The 21,941-nt window shown below is 73.6% G+C and carries 15 protein-coding genes and 2 pseudogenes; 8 read left to right on the top strand and 9 right to left on the bottom strand.

What is annotated here, in order from left to right; all coding sequences use genetic code 11:
* Positions 1-268: 268 nt before the first annotated feature.
* The 3 genes from AQJ64_RS23025 to AQJ64_RS23015 form a co-directional block, all read right to left on the bottom strand.
* Positions 269-2,653, bottom strand: a complete 2,385-nt coding sequence (locus AQJ64_RS23025) for a phosphoketolase family protein (RefSeq protein WP_055632744.1) — start codon at positions 2,651-2,653, stop codon at positions 269-271.
* A gap of 160 nt (positions 2,654-2,813) precedes the next feature.
* Positions 2,814-3,269, bottom strand: a complete 456-nt coding sequence (locus AQJ64_RS23020; RefSeq protein WP_055632743.1) for an RpiB/LacA/LacB family sugar-phosphate isomerase — start codon at positions 3,267-3,269, stop codon at positions 2,814-2,816.
* A 559-nt stretch (positions 3,270-3,828) separates the two neighbouring features.
* Positions 3,829-4,710, bottom strand: coding sequence for an SCO6745 family protein (locus tag AQJ64_RS23015; protein ID WP_059202975.1), 882 nt, complete (start codon positions 4,708-4,710; stop codon positions 3,829-3,831).
* Between the two features lie 111 nt (positions 4,711-4,821).
* Between AQJ64_RS23015 and AQJ64_RS23010 the strand changes: the two genes are divergently transcribed.
* On the top strand, positions 4,822-5,349 hold the full coding sequence (locus tag AQJ64_RS23010; protein ID WP_055638279.1) for a hypothetical protein: 528 nt from the start codon (positions 4,822-4,824) through the stop codon (positions 5,347-5,349).
* Here AQJ64_RS23010 and AQJ64_RS23005 read toward each other — a convergent pair.
* Entirely contained in the window at positions 5,285-6,187 is a 903-nt protein-coding gene (locus tag AQJ64_RS23005) for an alpha/beta fold hydrolase (protein WP_079061914.1), read from the bottom strand. The two genes, AQJ64_RS23010 and AQJ64_RS23005, sit on opposite strands and share 65 nt — an antisense overlap.
* A gap of 103 nt (positions 6,188-6,290) precedes the next feature.
* Between AQJ64_RS23005 and AQJ64_RS23000 the strand changes: the two genes are divergently transcribed.
* A complete protein-coding gene (locus tag AQJ64_RS23000) occupies positions 6,291-6,872 on the top strand; it encodes a hypothetical protein (RefSeq protein ID WP_055638278.1) in 582 nt (193 codons plus the stop codon).
* A gap of 263 nt (positions 6,873-7,135) precedes the next feature.
* Positions 7,136-10,054 carry a glycosyl hydrolase 115 family protein gene (locus AQJ64_RS22995; RefSeq protein WP_079061883.1) on the top strand — a complete coding sequence of 973 codons (2,919 nt, stop codon included), beginning with the start codon at positions 7,136-7,138 and terminating at the stop codon, positions 10,052-10,054.
* On the opposite strand, the pseudogene AQJ64_RS51050 reads toward AQJ64_RS22995, so the two are convergent.
* Both AQJ64_RS51050 and AQJ64_RS22990 read right to left on the bottom strand, forming a co-directional pair.
* A pseudogene (locus AQJ64_RS51050) lies at positions 9,991-10,354 on the bottom strand (IclR family transcriptional regulator); the annotation flags it as partial. The gene AQJ64_RS22995 and the pseudogene AQJ64_RS51050 overlap by 64 nt on opposite strands.
* Before the next feature lie 77 nt (positions 10,355-10,431).
* The gene (locus AQJ64_RS22990; RefSeq protein ID WP_099054141.1) at positions 10,432-11,445 is read right to left on the bottom strand and encodes a helix-turn-helix transcriptional regulator; all 1,014 of its coding nucleotides are present in this window, start codon (positions 11,443-11,445) and stop codon (positions 10,432-10,434) included.
* Between the two features lie 268 nt (positions 11,446-11,713).
* On the opposite strand from AQJ64_RS22990, the gene AQJ64_RS22985 reads away from it, so the two are divergent.
* The 4 genes from AQJ64_RS22985 to AQJ64_RS22970 are packed head-to-tail and all read left to right on the top strand — an operon-like array spanning position 11,714 to position 17,000.
* Positions 11,714-12,754, top strand: coding sequence for a sugar ABC transporter substrate-binding protein (locus tag AQJ64_RS22985; protein ID WP_055638277.1), 1,041 nt, complete (start codon positions 11,714-11,716; stop codon positions 12,752-12,754).
* Between the two features lie 9 nt (positions 12,755-12,763).
* Positions 12,764-14,299, top strand: a complete 1,536-nt coding sequence (locus tag AQJ64_RS22980) for a sugar ABC transporter ATP-binding protein (protein ID WP_055638276.1) — start codon at positions 12,764-12,766, stop codon at positions 14,297-14,299.
* Entirely contained in the window at positions 14,296-15,267 is a 972-nt protein-coding gene (locus AQJ64_RS22975; protein WP_055638275.1) for an ABC transporter permease, read from the top strand. Before AQJ64_RS22980 ends, AQJ64_RS22975 begins: the two co-directional genes overlap by 4 nt.
* 35 nt (positions 15,268-15,302) lie before the next feature.
* Entirely contained in the window at positions 15,303-17,000 is a 1,698-nt protein-coding gene (locus AQJ64_RS22970; RefSeq protein ID WP_055633092.1) for an amidohydrolase, read from the top strand.
* 1 nt (position 17,001) lies between these two features.
* Here the strand turns inward: AQJ64_RS22970 and AQJ64_RS22965 are convergent, their stop codons facing one another.
* Entirely contained in the window at positions 17,002-17,982 is a 981-nt protein-coding gene (locus AQJ64_RS22965; RefSeq protein ID WP_055633093.1) for an SMP-30/gluconolactonase/LRE family protein, read from the bottom strand.
* Positions 17,983-18,169: 187 nt separating this feature from the next.
* Between AQJ64_RS22965 and AQJ64_RS51045 the strand changes: the two are divergent.
* A pseudogene (locus tag AQJ64_RS51045) lies at positions 18,170-18,289 on the top strand (zinc-ribbon domain-containing protein); the annotation flags it as partial.
* Positions 18,290-18,301: 12 nt separating this feature from the next.
* On the opposite strand, the gene AQJ64_RS22960 reads toward AQJ64_RS51045, so the two are convergent.
* Both AQJ64_RS22960 and AQJ64_RS22955 read right to left on the bottom strand, forming a co-directional pair.
* Entirely contained in the window at positions 18,302-19,390 is a 1,089-nt protein-coding gene (locus AQJ64_RS22960; protein ID WP_055633094.1) for a sugar ABC transporter substrate-binding protein, read from the bottom strand.
* Entirely contained in the window at positions 19,387-21,813 is a 2,427-nt protein-coding gene (locus AQJ64_RS22955) for a SpoIIE family protein phosphatase (protein WP_240512560.1), read from the bottom strand. Before AQJ64_RS22955 ends, AQJ64_RS22960 begins: the two co-directional genes overlap by 4 nt.
* Positions 21,814-21,941 lie beyond the last annotated feature (128 nt).

Genomic DNA, 21,941 nt, shown 5'->3' with positions numbered 1-21,941 from the left:
CGGATGGTGCCTGTCGCGCGGGCGGTCCTCGCGCCGGTCGCCCTGGGAGCCGCGCCGGTGTGCGGGAGCCGAACCGGGGAGCCGGGCGGACGCCCGGCCGGGACCACGGGGATGTCGCCCCGCCGGATCCGCGTGCAGGGCTGGCCGACCACTGTAAGCACCGGGCGAGGCGCCGTGCCAGGGCGCACGCGCGCCGTCCTCCTGCCCCTCGCCCTGCGCCGTCCGCCCCCGTGTGTGCGCCCTGCCAGGCCGCCCGTGACCTGCCGTCTCAGCCGTCCCAGGACCAGTCCGCGACCTCGGGAAGGTCGGTGCCGTGGACCCGGATCCAGTCATGGTGGCGCAGCCGCGCGTCCTCCATCCGCTGCCGTACGGCCGCCGCGCGCACCGCGAGCCCGGGGACCCGGTCGATGACGTCCATGACGAGGCGGTAGCGGTCGAGGTCGTTGCGGACGACCATGTCGAACGGCGTGGTGGTGGTGCCGATCTCCTTGTAGCCGCGCACATGAAGATTGCCGTGACCGGCGCGGCGGTAGGCGAGCCGGTGGATCAGCCACGGGTAGCCGTGGTAGGCGAAGATCACCGGTCTGTCGGCGGTGAACAGTCCGTCGTACGCGAAGTCGCTCATGCCGTGCGGGTGTTCCTCGCTCGGCATGAGGCGGGCGATGTCGACGACGTTGACGACACGGACCGCGAGTTCGGGCAGGTTGCGGCGGAGCAACTGGGCGGCGGCCAGCACCTCCTGGGTCGGGACGTCCCCCGCGCAGGCGAGGACGACGTCGGGCTCGCGGCTGCCGTTCTCGGTGCCGGCCCAGTCCCAGATGCCGGCGCCCCGTGCGCAGTGGACCCGGGCGGCGTCCATGGACAGCCAGTCGAAGCAGGGCTGCTTCCCGGCCACGATGACGTTGACGTAGTCGCGGCTGCGCAGGGCGTGGTCCGCGACCGACAGCAGGGTGTTGGCGTCCGGCGGCAGGTACACCCGTACGGCTTCGGGGCTCTTGTTGAGGATGTGGTCGACGAAACCGGGGTCCTGGTGGGAGAAGCCGTTGTGGTCCTGGCGCCATACGTGCGAGGTGAGCAGGTAGTTGAGGGAGGCGATGGAGGCGCGCCAGGGCAGCCGCCGGGTCACCCGCAGCCATTTGATGTGCTGGTTGACCATCGAGTCGACGATGTGCACGAACGCCTCGTAGCAGGAGAACAGACCGTGACGGCCCGTCAGGAGATAGCCTTCCAGCCAGCCCTGGCAGGTGTGTTCGGAGAGGATCTCCATCACCCGGCCGTGCCGGTCGAGGTGTTCGTCGACCTGGAGGGTCTGCGCCTGCCAGGCCTTGCCGCTCGCGCCGTAGACGGCCTGGAGGCGGTTGGAGGCGGTCTCGTCGGGGCCGACCAGCCGGAAGTCCCGGCGCCCGGCGGTGGACCGCATGACGTCCTCGAGCAACTGGCCCAGGACGCGGGTGGGTTCGTGCAGGGTCGTGCCGGGCTTGTCGACCGGGACGGCGTAGGAGTCGAGGCCGGGCAGGGGCAGTTCACGCAGGAGGAGTCCGCCGTTGGCGTGCGGGGTGGCGCCGAGGCGGCGGGTGCCGTCGGGGACGCAGGCGAGGACGTCGAGGCGGGGGGCGCCGTGGGCGTCGAAGAGTTCCTCGGGCCGGTAGGAGCGCAGCCAGGCCTCCAGCTGGCGCAGGTGGTCGGGGTTGTCCCGGACGGCGGACAGCGGGACCTGGTGGGCGCGCCAGGTGCCCTCCACGGGCAGCCGGTCGACATGGGCGGGCCCGGTCCAGCCCTTGGGGGTGCGCAGCACGATGACGGGCCAGCGCGGCCGCTCCCCGGCGCCCTCCACACGGGCGGCGCGTTGCAGGGCGGCGATGCGGTCCAGCGCGGTGTCCATGGCCTGGGCCATCGCGCGGTGGACGGCGTACGGTTCGTCGCCGGTGACATGGATGGGGTCGTGGCCGTAGCCGCGCAGCAGTTCGTCGAGTTCCGGCTCGGGGATGCGGGCCAGCACGGTCGGGTTGGCGATCTTGTAGCCGTTGAGGTGCAGGATCGGCAGGACCGCGCCGTCGTGCACGGGGTCGAGCAACTTGTTGGAGTGCCAGGAGGCGGCCAGCGGCCCGGTCTCCGCCTCGCCGTCACCGATCACACAGGCGACCAGCAGGTCCGGGTTGTCCAGCGCGGCGCCGTAGGCGTGGGAGAGGGAGTAGCCGAGCTCGCCGCCCTCATGGATCGAGCCGGGCGTCTCGGGGGCGACATGGCTGGGGATGCCGCCGGGGAAGGAGAACTGCCGGAACAGCCTCGCCATGCCGGGCCCGTCCCGGGTGACGTCGGGGTAGGTCTCGGTGTACGAGCCCTCCAGCCAGGAGTTGGCGACCACCGCCGGGCCGCCGTGCCCGGGGCCCCACACGCACAGGGCGTTCAGATCACGGCCCCGGATCACCCGGTTGAGGTGGGTGTACACGAGGTTGAGGCCCGGTGAGGTGCCCCAGTGGCCGAGCAGTCGCGGTTTGACGTGCTCGGGGCGCAGCGGCTCGGTGAGCAGCGGGTTGGCCATGAGGTGGATCTGGCCGACGGACAGGTAGTTCGCCGCGCGCCAGTGGGCGTGCAGTGTCCTGAGCTCGTCGTCGGACAGCCGGGCGGAGGACTGCTGCGGTTCGACGGGCATCACGGGTTCCCTTCCGGATCGGGGTCGCGCGCGGGTGCGTGCCGGTCCGTACCTCCCCACTCTCTCCGGTCCACCGGGTACCCGACCGGGCCGACCGGCCCATACGGCCGAGCGGATGCGTCCTTAAGGGGCTCGGGGTGCTTCCGGGGCGGGGGTGCTTCTAGGGAGCGGTGCGGCCCGTGTCGAGGCCGGCGATGTGCTCCACGTTGCGGCGGTCCTCGACGTCCGGGCTGGGCTCCGCGCCGAACCAGGCGTCCAGGATCTCCTTGAGCAGCGGCTCGGAGGTCAGACGCAGGCTGAGGGCGAGGACGTTCGCGTCGTTCCAGCGGCGGGCACCGTCGGCGGTGTAGGCGTCGGCGCACAGGGCGGCCCGCACACCGGGCACCTTGTTGGCGGCGATGGACGCGCCCGTGCCGGTCCAGCAGCACACCACGGCCTGCTCCGAGATCCCGGCCGACACGTCCCGCGCCGCCGCCTCCGAACACACCGCCCACTGCGGGTCGTCGCCGGGGCGCAGCGCGCCGTGGGTCACGACGTCGTGCCCGCGGCCGCGCAGCTCCGAGACGAGGGCGCGGGCCACGGGTTCGTCCATGTCCGAGGAGACGGAGATCCGCATGTCCGGGAGCCTACTGAGGGGACGCCGGTGCTGTCGCCCCCGGGAGCCTGGTGAAGTGGGGGCACGGGGTGACGTCCTCGTGCGCACGGCCGAGCGCGCACTCGACGAGGGCGGGGGACGCCCGCGCGGCGGCGATCCGGGCACCTGGCTCCCCGGCCTGGGCCCGCAGGACCTCGGAACGGATGACGGCCGTCGCAGGCGCCCGCCTGCCGGAGGCGGACCTCCGAGTCGGCGACGCCGGTGCGCCGCCGTGGCCGGACGCCTCCGTGGACGGCTGCCGCGCGCCGACAGGGTGTTCCACGAACCGGCGGAGCCGGGGCGGGCACGGCCGAGGCACGGCGGGTGCCGGTGCCCGCCCGCACGGATCGCGTCACGCCCCGTGCGCCGCCACCGACCGGCTCTTCCTGGCGCTGCCGATGTCCGTGGCTGCGGCGACGGCCCCGCACCGGCCCCAGTGGCCGCCCGCGCACCGCACCGCGACGGGTTCCCCGCCCCTGCGCCGCATCGCACCGCACCGCACCGCATGCGGCGATCACCCCCGCCCCGCCACCGAGCGGGATCACCTCCCGGCGGTCCCCCAGGAGCCCCTGGTCAGTCCCACCGGGTTGGCGGGCGGGACGATCCCCGAGTCCAGGACGGTCCGGGCCAGGGGGGCCAGCAGGTCGGCGAGGCGGGCGGTGGCCTCGGTGCCGAGGGCGTTCCAGGGCTGGGCGGCCGCGGCATCCGTGTCGGCCTCGATCTCGTCGCGGGCGGCCGCCCCCTCCTTGGTGAGGTGCCCGTCCTCGTCGAGCCAGCCGCGCGCACCCAACCGGGCCCGCGCCGCCTGCCACGGTTCCAGGTCCCACTTACGGGTCTGCCGTTGCGCCTCCTCGTCCGACTCCCCCGCCGCGCACTTCAGCACCATCGCCTCGACGGGCCCCACGCCCCGCCCGACGAGGACGGCGACATGGCCGTCGCCACGGTGTTCGCGCAGGGTGGTCAGGGCCTGCCAGAGTCTGATGTGCGGCTCGGCCGGGCGGGCGAGCGCCTGGTTGGCGGCGCCGAGCACCCGCCCCGCCGTGTCCGCCGCCTCGGCCGCCGCCCAGGCCAGGTCGGCCGCCTCGGCCATCTCCTCGGAGGCGACGACCTCCGGGCCGTAGACGCCGGTCATGGCGGCCCCGACCGCACGCGCGCGTGCCGCGAGCACGGCCGCCGGGTCGGCGTACCCCCACGCGTCCGGCAGCGCCCGGGTGACACGGTCGGGGTGGAAGACGTAGAAGCAGCTGGTGACCACCGGGGCGGGCGCGGGGCCGAGCGGAGCCGCGCGCAGGGCGAAGTAGCCCATCCAGAAGCCGCGCAGGCCCAGGTCGTCGGCGGCCCGGCGGACCTCGGGGGTGAAGTAGACCAGGCCGTGGACCGGTTCGAACCGCTCCCACAGACTGCGTGCGACGGTGTCCCCCACGGTGATCCTCCCCGTTCGCCGGTGGCCGGTGCCGTGGGGCAGCATCCATCATGACGGCGGTCATAACAACCCCGTGGGGGCATTGTCGGTGGCCGCGTCTAGCCTGCGTCCATGACCGAGACGATCACCGGCGACCGCCGCTTCCCGCCCGCCCTGGCCGAGGTGGCCACGGCGGACTTCCCCTACGACGACGGCGACGGCTTCGACTTCGAGCCGTACGACGACTTCGACTCCGCCGAGGAGACCACCGACTGGATCCGCGACTGGACCGGCAACCATGAACTCGACGGCGCCGCCTACCGGGTCTTCGGCCAGGACGGTACGGGCGGGCTCGCCGCCCTGTGGTGTGTGCGCCCGGGGCTGCCGCTCACCGAGCAGCCGGTGGTGTTCCTCGGCTCGGAGGGGGAGGTCGGGGTGGTGGCGGGGAACCTCTCGGACTTCCTGTGGGTCCTCGCCGACGGCTACGGCCCGATGGAGGCCGCGCTGGACCCGGACCGCGACGTCCGCCCCCGGCCGGAACTGGCCGAGTTGGCCGCGCGGCACGCCACCACCCCGCGCCGTCCCGCCCTCGCCGTCATCGAGGGGGCGAAGGCCGAGTTCCCGACGTTCGAGGACGACCTGTTCGCCCTGTGCCGCTGAGCCCGGTTGCCGGTGCCAGGAACGCCGAGAGGGTCTCGACGAACCGCGCGGAGTCGTCCAGCCAGGGATAGTGCCCCGCTCCCGGCTGGACGACGAGGGCCGCGTCCGGGAACAGTTCCGCGCACTCCGCGACCGAGCGGGGCGGGCTGTTGACGTCGAACTCACCGGCGAGCAGCAGGACGGGAGCGAGGAGGGTGGCCAGCGCGGCACGGGTGGCCTCGGGGGTGAAGGCCCCCTCGGCCCCGAAGCGGGCGGCGATCCGCTCGTCGGCCGGGCGCGACCGCGCATGGTGCTGCCGCGCGGCCTCGTCCCAACGGCCGTGGAAGAAGGGGGCGATCGCCTCCCCGTCCGCGCGCCCGCCCCCGGTGATCGCCTCCAGCGCGGCATACGCCTGCGGGAACCACGGCTCGTCCTTCCTGAGCCGTGCGAGTGCACGCCGTGTCGCGCCGGTGATCTCGATGCCGACGGCCCGGGTCCCGGGGGTGACGAGCACGAGCCTCCCGACGTGCTCGGGATGCCGGGCCGCGTACTGCGTCACGACGTTCGCCCCGGCGGAGTGGCCGAGGAGGTCCATCCGGGGCAGCCCGAGACGCGCGCGCAGGGCCTCCACGTCGTCGACGAGCCGGTCGCAGCGGTACGAGGAGGTGTCCTCGGGGATCGCGGACCGCCCGGTGCCGCGCAGGTCCAGGACGATCAGCCGGTGATACGCGGACAGGCCGCCGAGATCCCCGAGGTAGGCGGAGTCCGTGGGGCCACCGGGGACACAGACCAGAGGGGTGCCGGTGCCCGTCTCGCGGTAGGCGAGCCGGGTGCCGTCAGGGGCGCGGAAAGTGGGCATGCACTGGATCCTGACACCCATAACCGGGTTATACAACCCGGTTATCTCCATCGAACGCGGGCTGAGCAGGGTGTATAACCGGGTTGTGACAGGTGAGGAGAGCATGGACGGCGCACCCGAGGCGCTGACCGAGGAGCAGGCCGAGCGCATGCTGACGGAGATCAACGAGGTCATCCGCGCGGGCGAGGAGATGCGTGCGCTGCGCGCCGAGATGATCCAGGTGTTCGCCGGGCTCGGCTGGACGCAGGACACCATCGCCCGGCTCGCCGGGATGAGCCAGCCGGCCGTGTCCAAGCAGATGACGAAACACCGGGACGGCCCGGCGGCCCCACTGGAGCTCACCCTCGACCAGCCCGACGCCCACTGGCTCGAAGGACGCCTGTGGGGCCTGGCCGAGGAGATCTCCGAACTCCTCGACGGCGCGGCCCACTGCACCCGGCACCTCGACGCCCTCAGCCGGGGCAGGAAGCGCTTCACCCCGCAGACCGTCGACGCGCTGCGGCGTCTCGTCGAGGCCGACCTGAGAGCGGGCGCCACGGACCTGCCCACCGGATTCCGGGCCGCGTACGACGTGATCAGCCGCGGACTCGACCTGCCCGCGCGGGGCGAACCTCCCGCCACCTCGGCTTCCGTGCGCCGCGCCCTGGCCAGGCGGCTCCAGCGCGACCGACTGCGGGGCGACTGATCCTCGCACCCCGTCCACGCACGCTTATGGACGGGTCTCACGGGGCTGACCTAGGGTGCCGCACAGCAAGCGCTTTCTGGCATGCCCATGCCGGTGCCCGGGAGGCACCAGCACCAGCACCCCGCACCCCGCCGTCCGCCGCACCGCACGGAAGGGAAAAGCGTCTCGTGTCGCACTCCACCCCTGAGGCCCCGCAGGACCCGCCGGACCCGCAGGACCCGCCGCACCCGTCGCCGCTGACCCGTAAGTCGTTCCTGCGCGGCATGGCGGCCGCCGGGGCCGCCCCCTTGCTCCCCGCCGTGCTCCCGGCGTCCCGCGCCGCGGCCGCGTCGAGCCGCCCGGACTTCGCACTCGTCCGGGACGGCATCGCCGTGGCCCTGCATGTCGACGCGTCCGACGACCCGGCGGTGCTCCGAGTCGCCGGCGACCTCCAGGCGGACGTGGAGCGGGTGACCGGGGTCCGCCCGGAGCTGCGGGACACCCTCCCGGACCGCGCCACCGCTCTCGTCCTGATCGGCACCCTCGGCGCCAGCCCGCTCATCGACCGGCTGGTGGCGCAGGGGCGGCTGGACGTCTCCCGGGTGCGGGGCCGCTGGGAGGCCTCCGTCACCCAGGTCGTCGACCGGCCGGCGCCCGGCGTGGACCGCGCCCTGGTGATCGCGGGCAGCGACCGCCGCGGCACGGTCTACGGCGTGTACGACACCTCGGAGCGCATCGGTGTCACGCCCTGGTACTGGTGGGCGGACGTGCCGGTCGAGCGGCGGGACGGCGTGACCGTGCCCGCCGGGCCGCTCGAACGGCTGGAACCCTCCGTCCGCTACCGGGGTGTCTTCATCAACGACGAGCAGAATCTGACCACCTGGTCGCACCGCACCCAGGAGCCGGACAAGAACATCGGCCCGCGGACGTACCAGCGGATCTTCGAGCTGCTGCTGCGCCTCAAGGCCAACTACCTGTGGCCGGCGATGCATCCGTACTCCGACTTCTTCAACAAGTACCGGGAGAACCCCGAACTCGCCGACCGTTACGGCATCGTGGTCGGTTCCAGCCACCCCGAGGCGCTGCTGCGCAACGGGGTCCACGAGTGGGCGCCCTGGGCGGAGGAGCACCGGACCGCGGAGGGCGGCCTGCCGGTGTACGACTACACGGTCAACCCGGCCGTCATCTCCGACTACTGGAGGGCCAGGGCCCGGGAGAACGCGGCCAACGAGAGCAGTTGGACGATCGGGATGCGCGGGCTGCACGACACCGCGCTGGAGACGAGGAACGCCACGACGATCCCGGAGAAGGTCGCGGTGATGAACGACATCGTCGCCGACCAGCGCCGGATCCTCGCGGAGGAGGTCGGCGCGGCGGCCGAGCCGCAGATCTTCATCCCGTACAAGGAGGTTCTGGACCTGTACAACGCGGGTGTCGAGGTGCCCGACGACGTGACGCTGATCTGGCCGGACGACAACCACGGCAACATGCGCCAGCTTCCGGACGACACGGAACGCGCCCGCTCCGGCGGCAACGGGATCTACTACCACCTCTCCTACTGGGGCCGCCCGCGCAGCTATCTCTGGCTGGACACCACGCAACTCGCCAAGGTCTGGCAGGAGTTGCGTCGGGTGTACGAGCACGGCGCGGACCGGATGTGGATCTTCAACGTCGGTGACGTCAAGTCGATCGAGACCGGGCTGTCGTTCTGTATGGACATGGCCTGGGACGTGGACCGATGGGGTGCCGAAGACGTCGAGGGCTTCCTGGTGGAGTGGTACGGGCGGCTGTTCGGACGGCGCCACGCACGGGAGACGGCCGCGATCCGCGGTGAGTACTACCGGCTGGCGGCCGAGCGCAGACCGGAGTTCATCGACCGCAACGTCTTCTCGGTCGTCCATCACGGGGACGAGGCGGGACGCCGGATGGCCGCGTACGAACGGCTGCTGGAGCGGGTCCGGGCGGTCGGCGCCGAACTGCCGGACACCTTCCGGGACGCCTACTACGAGCTGGTTGAATATCCGGTGCACGGGGCCTGCTTGATGCAGCTCAAGTACTACTGGGCGGACCGCAACGCGCTCGCCGTACGGCAGGGCCGGGGCGCCGGGGCCAACCGCCTCGCGGATCTCGCCGAGGCCGCGCACACGGCGGAGGCCGCGCTCACCGCGCGGTACAACTCCCAGGTCGCGGGCGGGAAATGGGACGGTTACATCAATCCCTATCCCTCGCAGATCCCCAAGGCGCCGGGGCGTCCGGCCGTCACCCGGGTGACCCGGCAGGAGACGTCCGGGCTCGGCGTGGCCGCCGAGGGGAACGAGACCGGCACGGCCCGTCCGCTCTCCTTCTCCTCCGTGACCCGGGGCAGGCGGTTCGTGGACGTCTTCAACACCGGCTTCCTGCCGCTGACCTGGGCCGCCGAGGCCGACCGCCCCTGGGTGCGGCTGAGTGCGACCGGCGGCTCGCTCACCGAGCAGACCCGGATGTGGGTCGAGGTGGACTGGTCGCTCGCCCCCGAGGGCACCCTCGACGCCATGGTCGTCGTCACCGGTGCCGACGGGCGGTTCGAGGTGCCGTTGCGGGTGGTCAACGGCGGGGACCGGGCCCGGCGCAGGGCCCGCGGGTTCGTGGAGGCCGACGGCTGTGTCTCGATCGACGCGGTGCACACCGAGCGGCGGGTGGCGCGGGGCGGGGCCCGCTGGCGGACCGTGCGCGGTCTGGGACGGCGTACGGGCGCGGTGCAGGCGGTGCCGTCCACGGCGGCTGCGGTCACCGGGGAGCACGCCGTGCGGGCTCCGGAGCTGCGGTACCGGGTGCGCTTCACGAGCACGGGCGTCTTTCCGGTCACCGTGTTCCGGCTGCCCTCGCTGGACGAGCGGGGCGCGCGACGGCTGGCGGTCGGCCTCGACGACCGGCCGGTGACCGTGCTGACGGGGCAGAACATCGCCACCGGCAACCGGGGGGACGCCTGGGCGCGCAATGTCGAGGAGGGCGTCGAGAAGCTGACCGCCACCGTGACGGTCGCCGAGCCCGGCGAGCATGTCCTGCGGATCTTCATGGTCGATCCGGGGATCGCCGTGGACCAGATCGTGATCGACACGGGTGGGGTGCCGGCCGCCGCCTATCTGGCGCCGCCGGAGAGCTACCACCCGGTGTTCAACCCCGAGCCGGACACCGGTGCGGGCCTGGCCGCGCCCGACCGGTAGCGGTTGCGGACCCTCAGGCCGCGCCCCGGCACCCGTGACAGTCCCAGCGCCGCCGTCCGTACGGCGGGGGCGAGCCGGGCGGGGCTGAAGCGGGAGCGGGGCACGGCCACGGAGAGGGCGGCGACCGTGCTGGATCTTCTCCGGCGCCGTGCGCAGCCGGGCCGGGTCGGTGAGGGAGTGGGAGTACGGGGTGGGACTCGGCAGCGGCCGGGACAGCGCCTCCTCCACCAGGTCGGCGCCGCAGGACGCGAGCAGGGCCTTGCCGACACCGGCGCAGTTCAGCGGGAGGCTGCCGCCGATGCCCACGGAGCGTGGAAGGGCTCCTGACGGCGCGGGTCCGAGCCGGGGCCCGGCCGGCCGCGCGCCGTCCCGCCGGTTCAGTCGGCCGGTACCCGCTCCACGAAGTGAGCGAGGTGCTCGGGGGCCGGGCGCAGGACACCGTCGCGGACCGCCAGGGCGGTGGCCTCGGCGCGGGAGGCGCAGCCGGTCTTGCGCAGGAGGTGCTCGATGTGGCTGTGCACGGTGCGCGGTGACAGGTAGAGGGCCTGCGCGATGGCCTGGTTGGTCTGGCCCGTGGCGGCCCGGGTGAGCACCTCCAGCTCGCGCGGGCTGACGCCGTAGGGCAGTTCGACGGGCACCTCGGTGACCAGCACCGCCTCCCGCACGGGTCCGACGGTACGACGGCGCAGCACGACCCGGCACCAGCCGGCGCCGACCGGCCACAGCACCCGCAGCCGGAGCCCTCCGGAGGCCTCGAACGCCGCGGCGAGGCGCCGGAAGTCCGGGTCGCGCAGACTTGCGGCGCGTTCCCGGCCCGGCAGGTCCACGGGCCCGTCGGCGGTGCACAGTCCGGCCCGCGCCCCGGCGGGCAGGTCGCGCAGATCGGCCGGGTCGGCGAGGGCGCCCAGGGCGGGCAGCAGCCAGGCGAGCAGGCGGCGTGCCTCGGTGTCGTAGACGTCCCGCCCCTCGGTGGACAGATGCACCAGGCCGACCAGGCGCCCGTCGTGCCGCAGTGCCCCGGTCAGGCCGTCGCGGAAGCCGGTCGGCCGGACCCGCTCGGCGTAGAACCAGCCCTGCCGGAAGCGCGGGCCGGGGTCGTCGTCGGCGTCCTCGGAGATGGACATCGGCAGATCGCGGCCCACCACGTTGTCGTACCAGGGCGTGGAGACGAACTCGGCGGCCAGGGCCTGGGAGTCCTCGGCGGTGTAACCGACGCCCGCGACCTGGACGTGGGTGCGGGAGACGGGGTCGATGGAAAGCAGGGTGACCGCGTCGAAGGGCAGGGCCCGGCCCAGCTCCGCCACGGCTTCGGCGCAGGCGCCGGCGGTGTCCCGTTCCCGGGTGAGCATGCCGATGCGGGCGGCGGCGGCGATCTGCCGGTGACCGAACACACGGGCCTCCGGGGGTTCCCTGTCGGACGCGAGACGTCGGGCAGGAGATGGCGGGCGGGAGATGGCGAGCAGGTGAAGACGGGCAGGAGATGACGGGCAAGTCATTTGGACCCTAACGATAGGGGTGGCGGGCCGAGCCCACAAGACGTCCACCCCACCCGGCGCCGGTCGGTATTTCTACGGATGGCGGGCCGCGGCGGACGGGTCTTTCCTGTTCGGCACAGCCGGACGCCCGCCGTGCCGGGCCGCCATCCCTGGGAGTTGCGCCATGTCCAGATCCCCGTACGCCCTCGACTCGACGCCGTCCCGCCGCCGTTTCCTCGCCTGGTCGGCCGGTGCCGTCGCGACCGGGGCGATCGGCGTCGCGGGCTGCTCGGCCCCCGGCGGTGCGAGCACGGCCGAAGCGGCGGGCACGCCCTCGGCGAAGGCCGGCGACCTCCGCCAGATCGGTCTCGACTACCCCTTCACCCAGCTTCCCCTCTACGCGACCCTGGTCAAGCTCTCCACCGCCGCCGCCAAGAAGCACGGCGTCTCGTTGCTGACCACGAGCGACGCGAGCAGCGCCGACACCCAGGCCACCAACCTCACCACCTGGGTCACCAGGAAGATCCCGGCGATCGTCTCGTTCCCGATGGTCTTCGAGGCCACCGAGGCGACCGCGAAGCGGGCACTGGACGCCGGGCTGATCTGGGTGACGTACGGCGGATCGCTCGAACACCAGAGCGCGGACATCCAGTTCAGCTTCCTGGAGGGCGGCCGGCTCCTCGGCGAGGCCGCCGCGAAGTGGGCCGAGGAGACGCTCGGCGGCAAGGGCAAGATCGCCTTCCTCACCGACAGCACCATCCAACTCGGCCGTGAGCGCACCAAGGGCATGGTCGACGCGTTCACCAAGGCCGCGCCGGGCGTCGACGTGGTCGCCCAGGAGCAGGCCATCGACCCGGACACGGGTCTGTCGAAGACCAAGGCGATCCTCGCCAAGCACCCCGACCTCAACCTCGTCCTCGGGGTCACGGACGCGGCGGCGTACGGCGGTTTCAAGGCGCTCCAGCAGACGGGCCGCAAGGCGACCGACGCGAAGACCTTCGTCGGCGGCCAGGACGGCGCCGCGCCCTCCCTCCTCGCCATCCAGCAGGGCACGTTCTACCGCGCCTCCGCCGCGCTCGCGCCGCAGGACATCGCCAACGCGATCGTGGACGTCCCGCTCGCCGTGGCCGCCGGGAAGGCGAACCCCGGCGTCCAGGTGCCGATCACCCTCGTGGGGCCCACCGACACCGCGCGCATCGACGCCCTGCTCGCCCAGAACTCCTAGGCCCCGGCGATGACCGAACCCAACCTGCGGATCCGGGGTCTGACCAAGTCCTTCGGCGGTGTCCGGGCCCTGGACGGCGTCGACCTCACCGTCCCGGGGGGCCGGGTGCACGCGCTGCTCGGCCACAACGGCGCCGGCAAGTCCACCCTGATCCGCTGTCTCGGCGGGGCCTTCCCGCCGGACGCGGGCACCATCGAGGTGGGCGGCACCTCCCACACCCGTCTGAGTCCCCGTGAGTCGATCGCCGCCGGGGTGGCGATCATCTTCCAGACGCTCAGCGTCGTCGACTCCCTGACGGTGGCCGAGAACATCTTCCTCGGCCAGGAGTGGACCCGGTACGGCCGGATCGACCGCCGCGCCCAGGAGGAGGTCGCCGCCGGCCTGCTCGAACGGGTCGCCGCCACCTGCTCCCCCCGCGACCGCGTGAGTGAACTCCCCATGGGACAGCGCCAGTTGGTGGAGATCGCCAAGGCCCTCAGCCGCAGCGCCTCGGTCCTGGTCCTGGACGAACCGACCGCCGCCCTCTCGGGCACGGAGAGCGAGGCCCTGGCCGAACGGGTGGAGGACCTGCGCACCCAGGGCCTGGCGATCGTCTACGTCACCCATCTGCTGGGGGAGGTGGAACGCCTGGCGGACGAGGTGACGGTACTGCGCGACGGGAGGGTCTCCCACCACGCGCGGATGACCGGCCAGTCCCGTCGCGACCTGGTGGAAGCGATCACCGGCCGCACCTCGAAGGGGCGCGGGGCGTATCACGGTGCGGCTCCGCCGCGTGGGCACGACCAGCCACCGCCGACCCCGCGGCCGCGGCCGAACCGCCTCACCCTCGACGCCCTGCAGGGCCCCCGCTTCGGCCCCGTCGACCTCACCGTCGCCGAAGGCGAAATCGTCGCCCTGTACGGCCTGATCGGCTCCGGCCGCACCAGCCTCCTCGAAACGATCTACGGCAGACACCCCGCAACCGCCGGAAACCTCCACGTCGGAACCAGGACCGTCCGCCCCTCCCGCCCCTCGGACGCCTTGGCCGCCCGCATCGCCCTGGTCCCCGGCGACCGACGCGCCCAGGCCCTCTTCCCCGTGCTCAGCGCCCAGGACAACGCCCTGCTCCCCAGCATCCGCCGGATGGCCCGGCTCTCGATCCGCTCCACCCGAGCCGAACGCCGCGTCTTCGGCACGCTGTCCGACGCCGTCGCGCTGCGCCCCGCCCGCCCGGATCTCCCCGCCGCCGCCTTCTCCGGCGGCAACCAGCAGAAACTCGTCCTCGGCCGCTGGATCAACGAGGCACGCGAGGTGGACGTCCTGCTCCTCGACGAGCCCACGCAGGGCGTGGACATCGGCGCCCGCCAGGAGATCTACGGCGTCGTCCGCACCCTGGCCGCCGAGCGCGGCACCGCCGTGCTGTTCGCGTCCAACGACCCCGAGGAGGTCGTCGCGCTCGCCCACCGCTGTCTGATCGTCCGGGCCGGCCGGGTCGCCGGCGAGCTGAGCGGACCCGAACTCACCGAGGCCGCGCTGCTGTCGGCCGTCCACGAAGGAGCAGCATGACCACTCTGACCGCCGCGCGTGCGATGTCGTACGGGCGTCTCACCGCCGTACGCCGTCATCCGCTGCTCGCCGTCCTCGCCGTGCTGGTGCTGGTCTTCCAGGTGACGACGGGCAGTTTCCTCGACGCGGGCAATCTGCGCGGGATCGCCACCGACGCGGCGACGCTCGCCATCGTGGCCGTCCCGCTCGCGCTGCTGGTGATCAGCGGGTATCTCGATCTGTCGGTGGGTTCCACGCTCGCCCTGGGCGGACTGGTGGCCGGCTGGCTCGCGGGGGAACAGCACCAGTCGCCGGTGGTCGCGGTGCTCGGCGCGCTGGCGGTGGGCGCGGCCGTGGGTGCCGTGAACGGGGTGCTCTGCTGCTACCTGGGGCTGTCGGCGTTCATCGTGACGCTGGGCATGCTGACCGCCGTGCGCGGACTGGCGCAGCAGGTGTTCCCGCTGCCGCTGAGCGGTTTCGGGGCGGGGTTCGCCTGGCTGGGCGGGTCGCGGATCGCCGGGGTGGACGCACCGGTGGTGATCGCCGCGCTGGTGCTGGTGGCGGGCGCGTCGTTCCTGGCGTTCACCCCGGCGGGGCGGCATGTCTTCGCGATCGGGGTGAACCGGGAGGCGGCCCATCTGTCGGGCATCGCGGTGCGCCGGGCGCCGTTCGCGCTGTTCGTGGTGACGGGTGTGGCGGCGGCGCTGGCCGGGGCGATCAAGGCGTCGGTGCTGGACAGCGCGGTGGCGGGGACGTCGGGGGCGGGCTTCGAGCTGACCGTGCTGACAGCGGTGCTGCTCGGCGGGGTCGCGCTGAGCGGCGGCAGCGGCTCGGTGTTCGGGGTGCTGCTCGGCGTGCTGTTCCTCGGTTCTCTGCAGAACGGCCTCACCCTGTTGAACGTGCCCGCCTTCTGGCAGCAGATGGCCCAGGGCGTGGCCCTGGTGGCGGGCGCGGCCCTCGCCTTCCTCGGTCCCCGGACGACCCGGTGACCGCCCCCTCCCCCGACCCCGCAGAAAGGCCTCGCGTGAGCGACAGCACCCCCACCCTCGTCCTGACCGGCGGTCAGGTCCTCACCCTCGACGACGCGTTCACGGTCGCGGAAGGCGTGGCCGTGCGCGGCCGGGACATCGTGGCCGTCGGCTCGGACGCCGAGATGCGTGCCCTGGCCGGGCCCGGTACCCGGGTCGTCGACCTCGGCGGCCGGACCGTCCTGCCCGGCATCAACGACTCCCATCTGCACGGGGCCGCGTACGGGATGACGAAGCCCCCGTTCGCCCTGGACGTCGGTCATCCGGCCGTGCGGTCGATCGCCGACGTCGCCCGGGCGGTCGAGCGGGCCGTGGCCGCGGCCGGGCCCGGTGAGTGGATCGTGGGGCTGGGCTGGGACCCCGGCTATCTCGCGGAGTGCGTGAGTGATCCGCTGCGTTTCCCGCACCGCCGGGACCTGGACGCCGTGGCACCGGACCATCCGGTGTGTCTCACCGACTTCTCCTCGCACATGGTGTGGGCGAACAGCGCGGCGCTGCGCGTGTGCGGCGTCGACGCCGGCAGCGCGGCGCCGCCGGGCGGAGTCGTCGACCGGGACGCGGACGGCCGGCCCACCGGCATCCTCCGCGAGGCCGCCCAGTCACTGGTGCAGGCCGCGCTGCCGTCCCCCACGGTCGAGCGGCGCCGGGAGGCCATCCGGGCCGTCGTCGCGGAGCTGCACGCGCGCGGCATCACCAGCTACACCGAGCCGGGGCTCGGGCCGGGCGGTGCCACGACGTTCTTCGGCGGGCTGAGCACCGACAACCTGACCGCGTACGCCGCACTGGCGGCCGACGGCGAACTCGACGCCCGGGTCGGTGTGCTGCTGCTGCCCGCGCCGATGGGCGGCTCGGCCGACGACCTGCGCACGGGCCTGGCGGAGCTGGGCGCGCCGGTCACGGCCGATCCGCGCCGGCTGAACGTGCTCGGGGTGAAGATCTTCGCCGACGGGGTGCCCCCGAACCGTACGGCGTGGATGAGCGAGCCGTACGCCGGCGGCGGTCACGGCGCGCTGTGCGTGCACGGCGACACGCCCGCGCTGCGGACCGAGGAGCTGCGGGAGATGATCCGTGTCGCGCACGGGGCGGGTTTCCAGCTCGGCGTGCATGTCACCGGTGACCTGGCGATCGACGCGGTCGTGGACGCGTTCGTCGCGGCCGACGCGGCCGTGCCCCGCCCGGACGCCCGGCACTACGTCATCCACGGCGACTTCGTCGGCCCCCGCTCTCTGGCGCGGCTGGCCGCGCACGGGTGGGGCATCAACATGAACCCGGCGATCAAGTGGACCGTCTCGGACCTCATGGACGAGGTGGTGGGCAGGGAGCGGTCCGCCTACCAGTGGCCCGTACGGTCCGCGCTGGACGCGGGGGTCGCGGTCTGCGCCAGCTCCGACGCGCCGATCACCACGCCGGACTGGCGGCAGGGGGTGGCCGCGATGATGCTCCGGGAGTCGAAGGCGAGCGGCCGCGCCAGCGGCCCCGAGCAGTGCGTGGGCCTGGCCGACGCACTGCGGGCGTACACCGTCCACCCGGCCCGGCAGGACTTCGCCGAGGAGTGGAAGGGGACCGTGGAGGCCGGGAAGGTCGCGGACCTGTGTGTGCTGGACCGGCCGCTGCTCGGCCTGGACCCGCACGAGATCACCGAGGTGGAGGTGGACATGACGGTGTTCGACGGGCGGGTCGTGCACGAGCGCTGAGTCAGTCGCGGTCGCGCTGGTGGACGCGGGCGAGGAGGAGGTTCGGGTCGTCCTGGTCGAGGTAGGACGCGCTGGTCACGTAGGCGCTTCTGCCGCGTACGGCCACGGCGGTCGGGTTGGAGAGCCCGTCGTCGGCGGTGAGGACGACGGAGCGGCGGCCGTCCGGGGCGATCCGGACCACCTCGCTGCTGCCGAACAGCGCGGCGAGGACGGTGTCGCGGTGCCGCTCGACGAAGCCGAAGTCGTCGATGCCGGTGAGGCCGGTCGCCCTGGTGCGCAGGGGTCCGGCGGAGCCGTCCTCGCGGACGGGGATGCGCAGGACGGTGCCGGCGTCGCTGTTGGACACCCAGACGGCGCCGTGGTGGAACCTCAGTCCGTTGACGCCGAAGCCCGAGGCGTCGGGGCCGGTCCCCGGGTCGAGTGCGGTTCCCGTGGCCCAGGCCGTGCGGGTGCCGTCCTTGAGGGAGACGCGCCAGACGGTGCCGAGCACGGAGTCGGCGGCGTAGAGCACGCCCCGGCGCTCGTCCAGGGCGAGGCCGTTGGGGAAGCCGTCGGCGGGCAGCTCGGCGATCTGCCGCGGGGCGCCGCCGTGGCGGGCCAGGCGCCAGATGCCGGTCCTGCGGGTGCCGGTGGCGTAGTTGACGTAGAGGGTGCCGTCGTCGGCGCGGGCGATGCCGGTGACGACGGCGGCGCCGAGGATCGGGGTGCCGGGGTTCGCCACGGCGGGCAGGGTGGCGACAATCCGCGTGTCGCCCCGGCGGGTGACGTTCGCGACCTTCCGGGCGAAGGCGAAGGTCAGGTCGGCGGAGCCGTCGGGTTCGAGGGCGATGTTCTCGGGCGTCTGCCCCTTGGCGAAGTCGAAGTGGGCGATGACGCGCGGGGCGGACACGCTCGGTTCGCCGCCCACCGCGGGAGCCGTCGCGAGCAGACCGAGGGCGAGGGTCACCGCGGTGACGCCCGCCAGGCGGGGAAGTCGGGGCATGGGCCTCTCCTTGGGGGAGCGCGGAAGGCGCCGGGGTGCGGCGCCTGACGAACATGGCGGCGCGCCGATGACGGCGGCGGCAGTCGCGGCCGGGGGGTCCCCCGCGTGGCCCAGGGCATGAACCCGCCTGCCGCATGCGGGAGACCGGGCCGTGCACACGGGCACCGACCGGGAGGGGAACAGCCGCGTGATCGTCTTCGGCACCAAGGTCTGTCTGTACCGGCTGGCTGTCCTGACGCTGGTCTGCGGCCGGTGCGCCAACCCGGCCGCGCACACGCCGAGGAAGCGGGTCACCAAGTTCACGCTCCCCAGGGGTCCGTCACGGGCTGAGCCCGACCCGCTCGCAGGCGGCCCGCACCGGCGGGACGCAGATCCGGTCGACGGTGTACACGCCGTCCTTGACCAGGGTCCGTCCGATGTCGGCGGCCGTCACCGAGTGGGGGGTGAGCAGGACGGCCGGGATGGCGCGGGTGGTGGGGCTGTCCACGGTGGTCGGCGCGTGGTCGCGGGCGTCGTCGCCGCGCCCCAGGGCGACGGCCATGGAGGCGGCCGCGGCGGCCTCCTCGCGGAACGGCTTGTAGACGGTCATGTACTGCTCGCCCTTGAGGATCCGGCGTACGGCGTCGAGGTCGGCGTCCTGGCCGGTGACGGGCGGCAGCCGGCTCACGCCGGCGCTCTTGAGGGCGGAGATGACACCGGCGGCGATGGTGTCGTTGGCCGCCAGGACGCCGTCGATCCCGTAGGGGCCGAGCGCGGCGATGGCGGCGGACATGTTGGCGTGCGCGACCTGGGTGCTCCAGTCCTGGGTCTCGTACGACCTCGCGATCCGCACGCGGTCCCGGACGACGGACAGCGCTCCCTTCCGGTACCAGGCGGCGTTGGGGCTGGTCGGATCGCCGTTCATCATCACGACGTTCCGGCCGTCGGCCCGCTTCTCCATGCCGTCCAGCAGCCCCTGGCCCTGGAGCCGGCCGACCTGGAGGGCGTCGAAACCGACGAAGCCGGAGACGGGGCCCTCGGCGAGCCGGTCGTAGGCGACCACGGGGACGCCCGCCTTCCGTGCCTCCTGGATCGAGGAGCGCAGCGCGCGGGTGTCGGCGGCGTCGAGGATCAGCACCCCGGCCCCCTTGGTGATCATGGAGATCATCTGCTGCTGCTGCCGGGTCGCGTCGTTCTCGGCGTTGGCGTACACGAAGGTGCACTTGGGGCAGAGCCTCTTGATCTGTGCCTCGATCAGGGGCCGGTCGGAGTGCTCCCAGCGCGGGACGGACCGGCTGGGCAGGAGCAGGCCGACGGTGAAGGCGTTGCCTTCGGACCCGGTGCCGGAGTCCCCGCCACAGGCGACCGCGGGCAGCGCGAGGAGGGCGGCTGCGAGCGCCGCGGTGACCGGCCGGCCGCGCCGTCTCATGGCAGCCCACCGGCTTCCGCACCGGCGACCCGTCCTCCGCCGGGCCGGCCGTCGCGCTCGCCGCCGGGATCACCGTCCGGTTCTCCGTCCGGTACGACGATCTCGCTCCACACCTGCTTGCCGCCGGCCACCGGGACCGAGCCGGAGGACTCCGACATCGCCTCGACCAGCATCAGGCCCCGTCCGCCGGTGGACTCCCAGTCCACGATCACCGGCTTGGCGGGCGCGCGGGGCGAGGCGTCGCTCACGCCGACCCGGACCCGGTCCCCGCGCAGCACCAGGTCGAGCCGGACCGGGCCGGTGGTGTGCACCAGGGCGTTGGTGACGAGTTCGGAGACGACCAGCAGGACCGCGTCGCCGGCTTCCGCGACCTTCCACCGGCGCAGGGTGCGCGCGGTGAAGCGGCGGGCGTGCATGACGGCGTCGGGCAGCCGCCAGACCATCCAGCCGGCCCGGATCGGGCGGGTCTCCATGCCGTCGTAGCGCAGGAGCAGCAGCGCCACGTCGTCCTCGCGGCGGCCCGCGTCGCCGAGCAGTTCGTCGGCCATCGCGCCCGGGTCGGCGGGGTCGGCCGCGGCGAGCGCGGTGCGGGTGCGGCGCATGCCCTCGTCGAGCGGCAGGTCGGCGGCCTCGACCAGGCCGTCGGTGACGAGGGCGAGGACCGTGCCGGGGGCCAGTGCGACGGAGGTCATGGGGAACTCCGCCTCGGCGAGGATGCCGAGCGGGGGCCCGCCCGCGACCTCCACCTCCTCGGTGCCGCCGTCGGGGTGGCGCACCAGCGGGGCGAGGTGCCCGGCGCGGACGAAGAGGGTGTTGCCCTCCTCCATGTCGAGTTCGGCGTAGCAGCAGGTGGCGAAGAGGTCGGTCTCCATGGCGACGAGGAGCCGGTTGGCGTGGGAGACGACGACGTCGGGCGGGTGGCCCTCCATGGCGTAGGCCCGGACCGCGGTGCGCATCTGGCCCATGATCGTGGCGGCTCCGGCGCTGTGGCCCTGCACGTCGCCGATGACGAGGGCGACGCGGTCCTCGGACAGGGCGATGACGTCGTACCAGTCGCCGCCCACCTGGAGTCCCCGCCGGGCGGGCAGATAGCGGGCGACGGCGATCCCGCCGGGCAGTTCGGGCAGCCGGCGGGGCAGCAGGCTGCGCTGGAGCATGGTGGCGAGTTCCTGCTCCGCGTCGTGGGCGTGGGCGCGCTGAAGGGCCTGGCCGACGAGGGCCGCGGTGGCGGTGAGCAGCGAGCGTTCCTCGGGGAGGAACTCGTGCGAGAGGTTCCAGCCGACCAGGCACACTCCGGCGACCCGGCCCTTGGCCGGCAGCGGCAGGACGACGAGCCCGCCGGGGCCGATTCCGGCGAGACCGGGTTCGAGGGCGGTGCCCGCGGGCCACAGGTCCATCCGGCCGTCGCTCAGGGCGGCCTGGAGGGTGGGCAGGGCGCGGACGGGTGCTTCGGGCCACTCGGTGCGCCATTCGGAGCGCCACGCGTCCGGCCAGGCGGCGGGTTGGGGCGGGTCCAGCACCGTGACCATCAGCCGGTCCTCCTGGAGGGCGGCGAGGGCCACCCGGTCGGCGCCCAGCGGCTCGCGCAGGGCGGCGACCACCACGCGGCCGACGTCACGGACGGTCACGGCGTCGTCGAGTGCGGCGGTCAGCCACTGGATCCGGGCGACGTCGTCGCCGCCGCGGCGCAGGACGGGGGTGGCGGTCACCACGCCCAGCACCTGTTCCGGCCGGTCGGCCGTGGCCGGCTCGGCCCGGCAGCTCAGGCTGAGCCAGCGCATCTCGCCCGTGGGACCGCGGACCCGGAACTCCAGTTCGCGCCGGCCGGAGGCCTGGGGGGACGGCTCCAGGACCGACATCAGGGCGTGCATGTCCTCCGGGAGGGCGTGGGCGAGCAGGGTGTCGGCCTTGCCGTCGAAGTCGTCCGCCGAGATGCCGACCAGGTCGAGCAGGGTGTCGTCGGCCTCGATCAGACCGGTGTCCGGGACCAGGACGAAGGAGCCGACGCGCAGGCTGCGCAGGGCGGGGTTCAGCAGCGAGGACGGCTCGGGCGGGCCCGTCACGGGCTGGAGGAGACCGGCGACGGCGTCGGCGTAGCGCTCCAGGAAGCGGCGCTGGTCGGCCTCGAAGCCGTCGGCGGAGGCGCCCGTGACGACGAGACAGCCGAGCCGCCGGCCCTCCACGTCGAGGGGCAGCGCGCCGAGCGAGGGGTCCGTGGTCAGCCACAGGGGGCGGTCGGTGAGGAAGGCGCGTGCGGCGGGCGAGTCACCGGGCAGGGGGAGCCGGACCGGTGGCCCCGGCTCGGAAGGGGTGCCTCCCGCCGAGTCCACCAGCCGAAGCTCTTCGTTCCCGGCCCCGGGCGTGTAGACCGCCGCCTGTGTCGCTCCGGCCAAGATCAGGGCCCGGTCGAGGCATGTCCGCAACGTACCTCCCGTCCCCGCCACGGGTGCCGACAGGTTGAGAACGGGGCACCCACCCACCAGAATCGCATATACGAACCAACCAGACATACCTTCCGAATCCTCTATCGATCGCCACCATCGTCGTCTAC

Origin of the sequence: Streptomyces griseoruber, from assembly GCF_001514205.1 — a bacterium.
GTDB lineage: Bacteria > Actinomycetota > Actinomycetes > Streptomycetales > Streptomycetaceae > Streptomyces > Streptomyces griseoruber.
The sequence above is the reverse complement of the archived record's forward strand: the minus strand, read 5'-3'. Positions and strand labels throughout refer to the sequence as shown.

What these genes read in the sequence shown, in the direction of transcription:
- AQJ64_RS22995 (WP_079061883.1), top strand. Translation starts at nt 7,136, where the DNA reads ATGGCGGCCGCCGGGGCCGCCCCCTTGCTCCCCGCCGTGCTCCCGGCG.
- AQJ64_RS22960 (WP_055633094.1), bottom strand. Translation starts at nt 19,390, where the DNA reads ATGAGACGGCGCGGCCGGCCGGTCACCGCGGCGCTCGCAGCCGCCCTC.
- AQJ64_RS23010 (WP_055638279.1), top strand. Translation starts at nt 4,822, where the DNA reads ATGACCGAGACGATCACCGGCGACCGCCGCTTCCCGCCCGCCCTGGCC.
- AQJ64_RS23000 (WP_055638278.1), top strand. Translation starts at nt 6,291, where the DNA reads ATGGACGGCGCACCCGAGGCGCTGACCGAGGAGCAGGCCGAGCGCATG.
- AQJ64_RS23020 (WP_055632743.1), bottom strand. Translation starts at nt 3,269, where the DNA reads ATGCGGATCTCCGTCTCCTCGGACATGGACGAACCCGTGGCCCGCGCC.
- AQJ64_RS22985 (WP_055638277.1), top strand. Translation starts at nt 11,714, where the DNA reads ATGTCCAGATCCCCGTACGCCCTCGACTCGACGCCGTCCCGCCGCCGT.
- AQJ64_RS23025 (WP_055632744.1), bottom strand. Translation starts at nt 2,653, where the DNA reads ATGCCCGTCGAACCGCAGCAGTCCTCCGCCCGGCTGTCCGACGACGAG.
- AQJ64_RS22965 (WP_055633093.1), bottom strand. Translation starts at nt 17,982, where the DNA reads ATGCCCCGACTTCCCCGCCTGGCGGGCGTCACCGCGGTGACCCTCGCC.
- AQJ64_RS23005 (WP_079061914.1), bottom strand. Translation starts at nt 6,187, where the DNA reads ATGCCCACTTTCCGCGCCCCTGACGGCACCCGGCTCGCCTACCGCGAG.
- AQJ64_RS22980 (WP_055638276.1), top strand. Translation starts at nt 12,764, where the DNA reads ATGACCGAACCCAACCTGCGGATCCGGGGTCTGACCAAGTCCTTCGGC.
- AQJ64_RS22975 (WP_055638275.1), top strand. Translation starts at nt 14,296, where the DNA reads ATGACCACTCTGACCGCCGCGCGTGCGATGTCGTACGGGCGTCTCACC.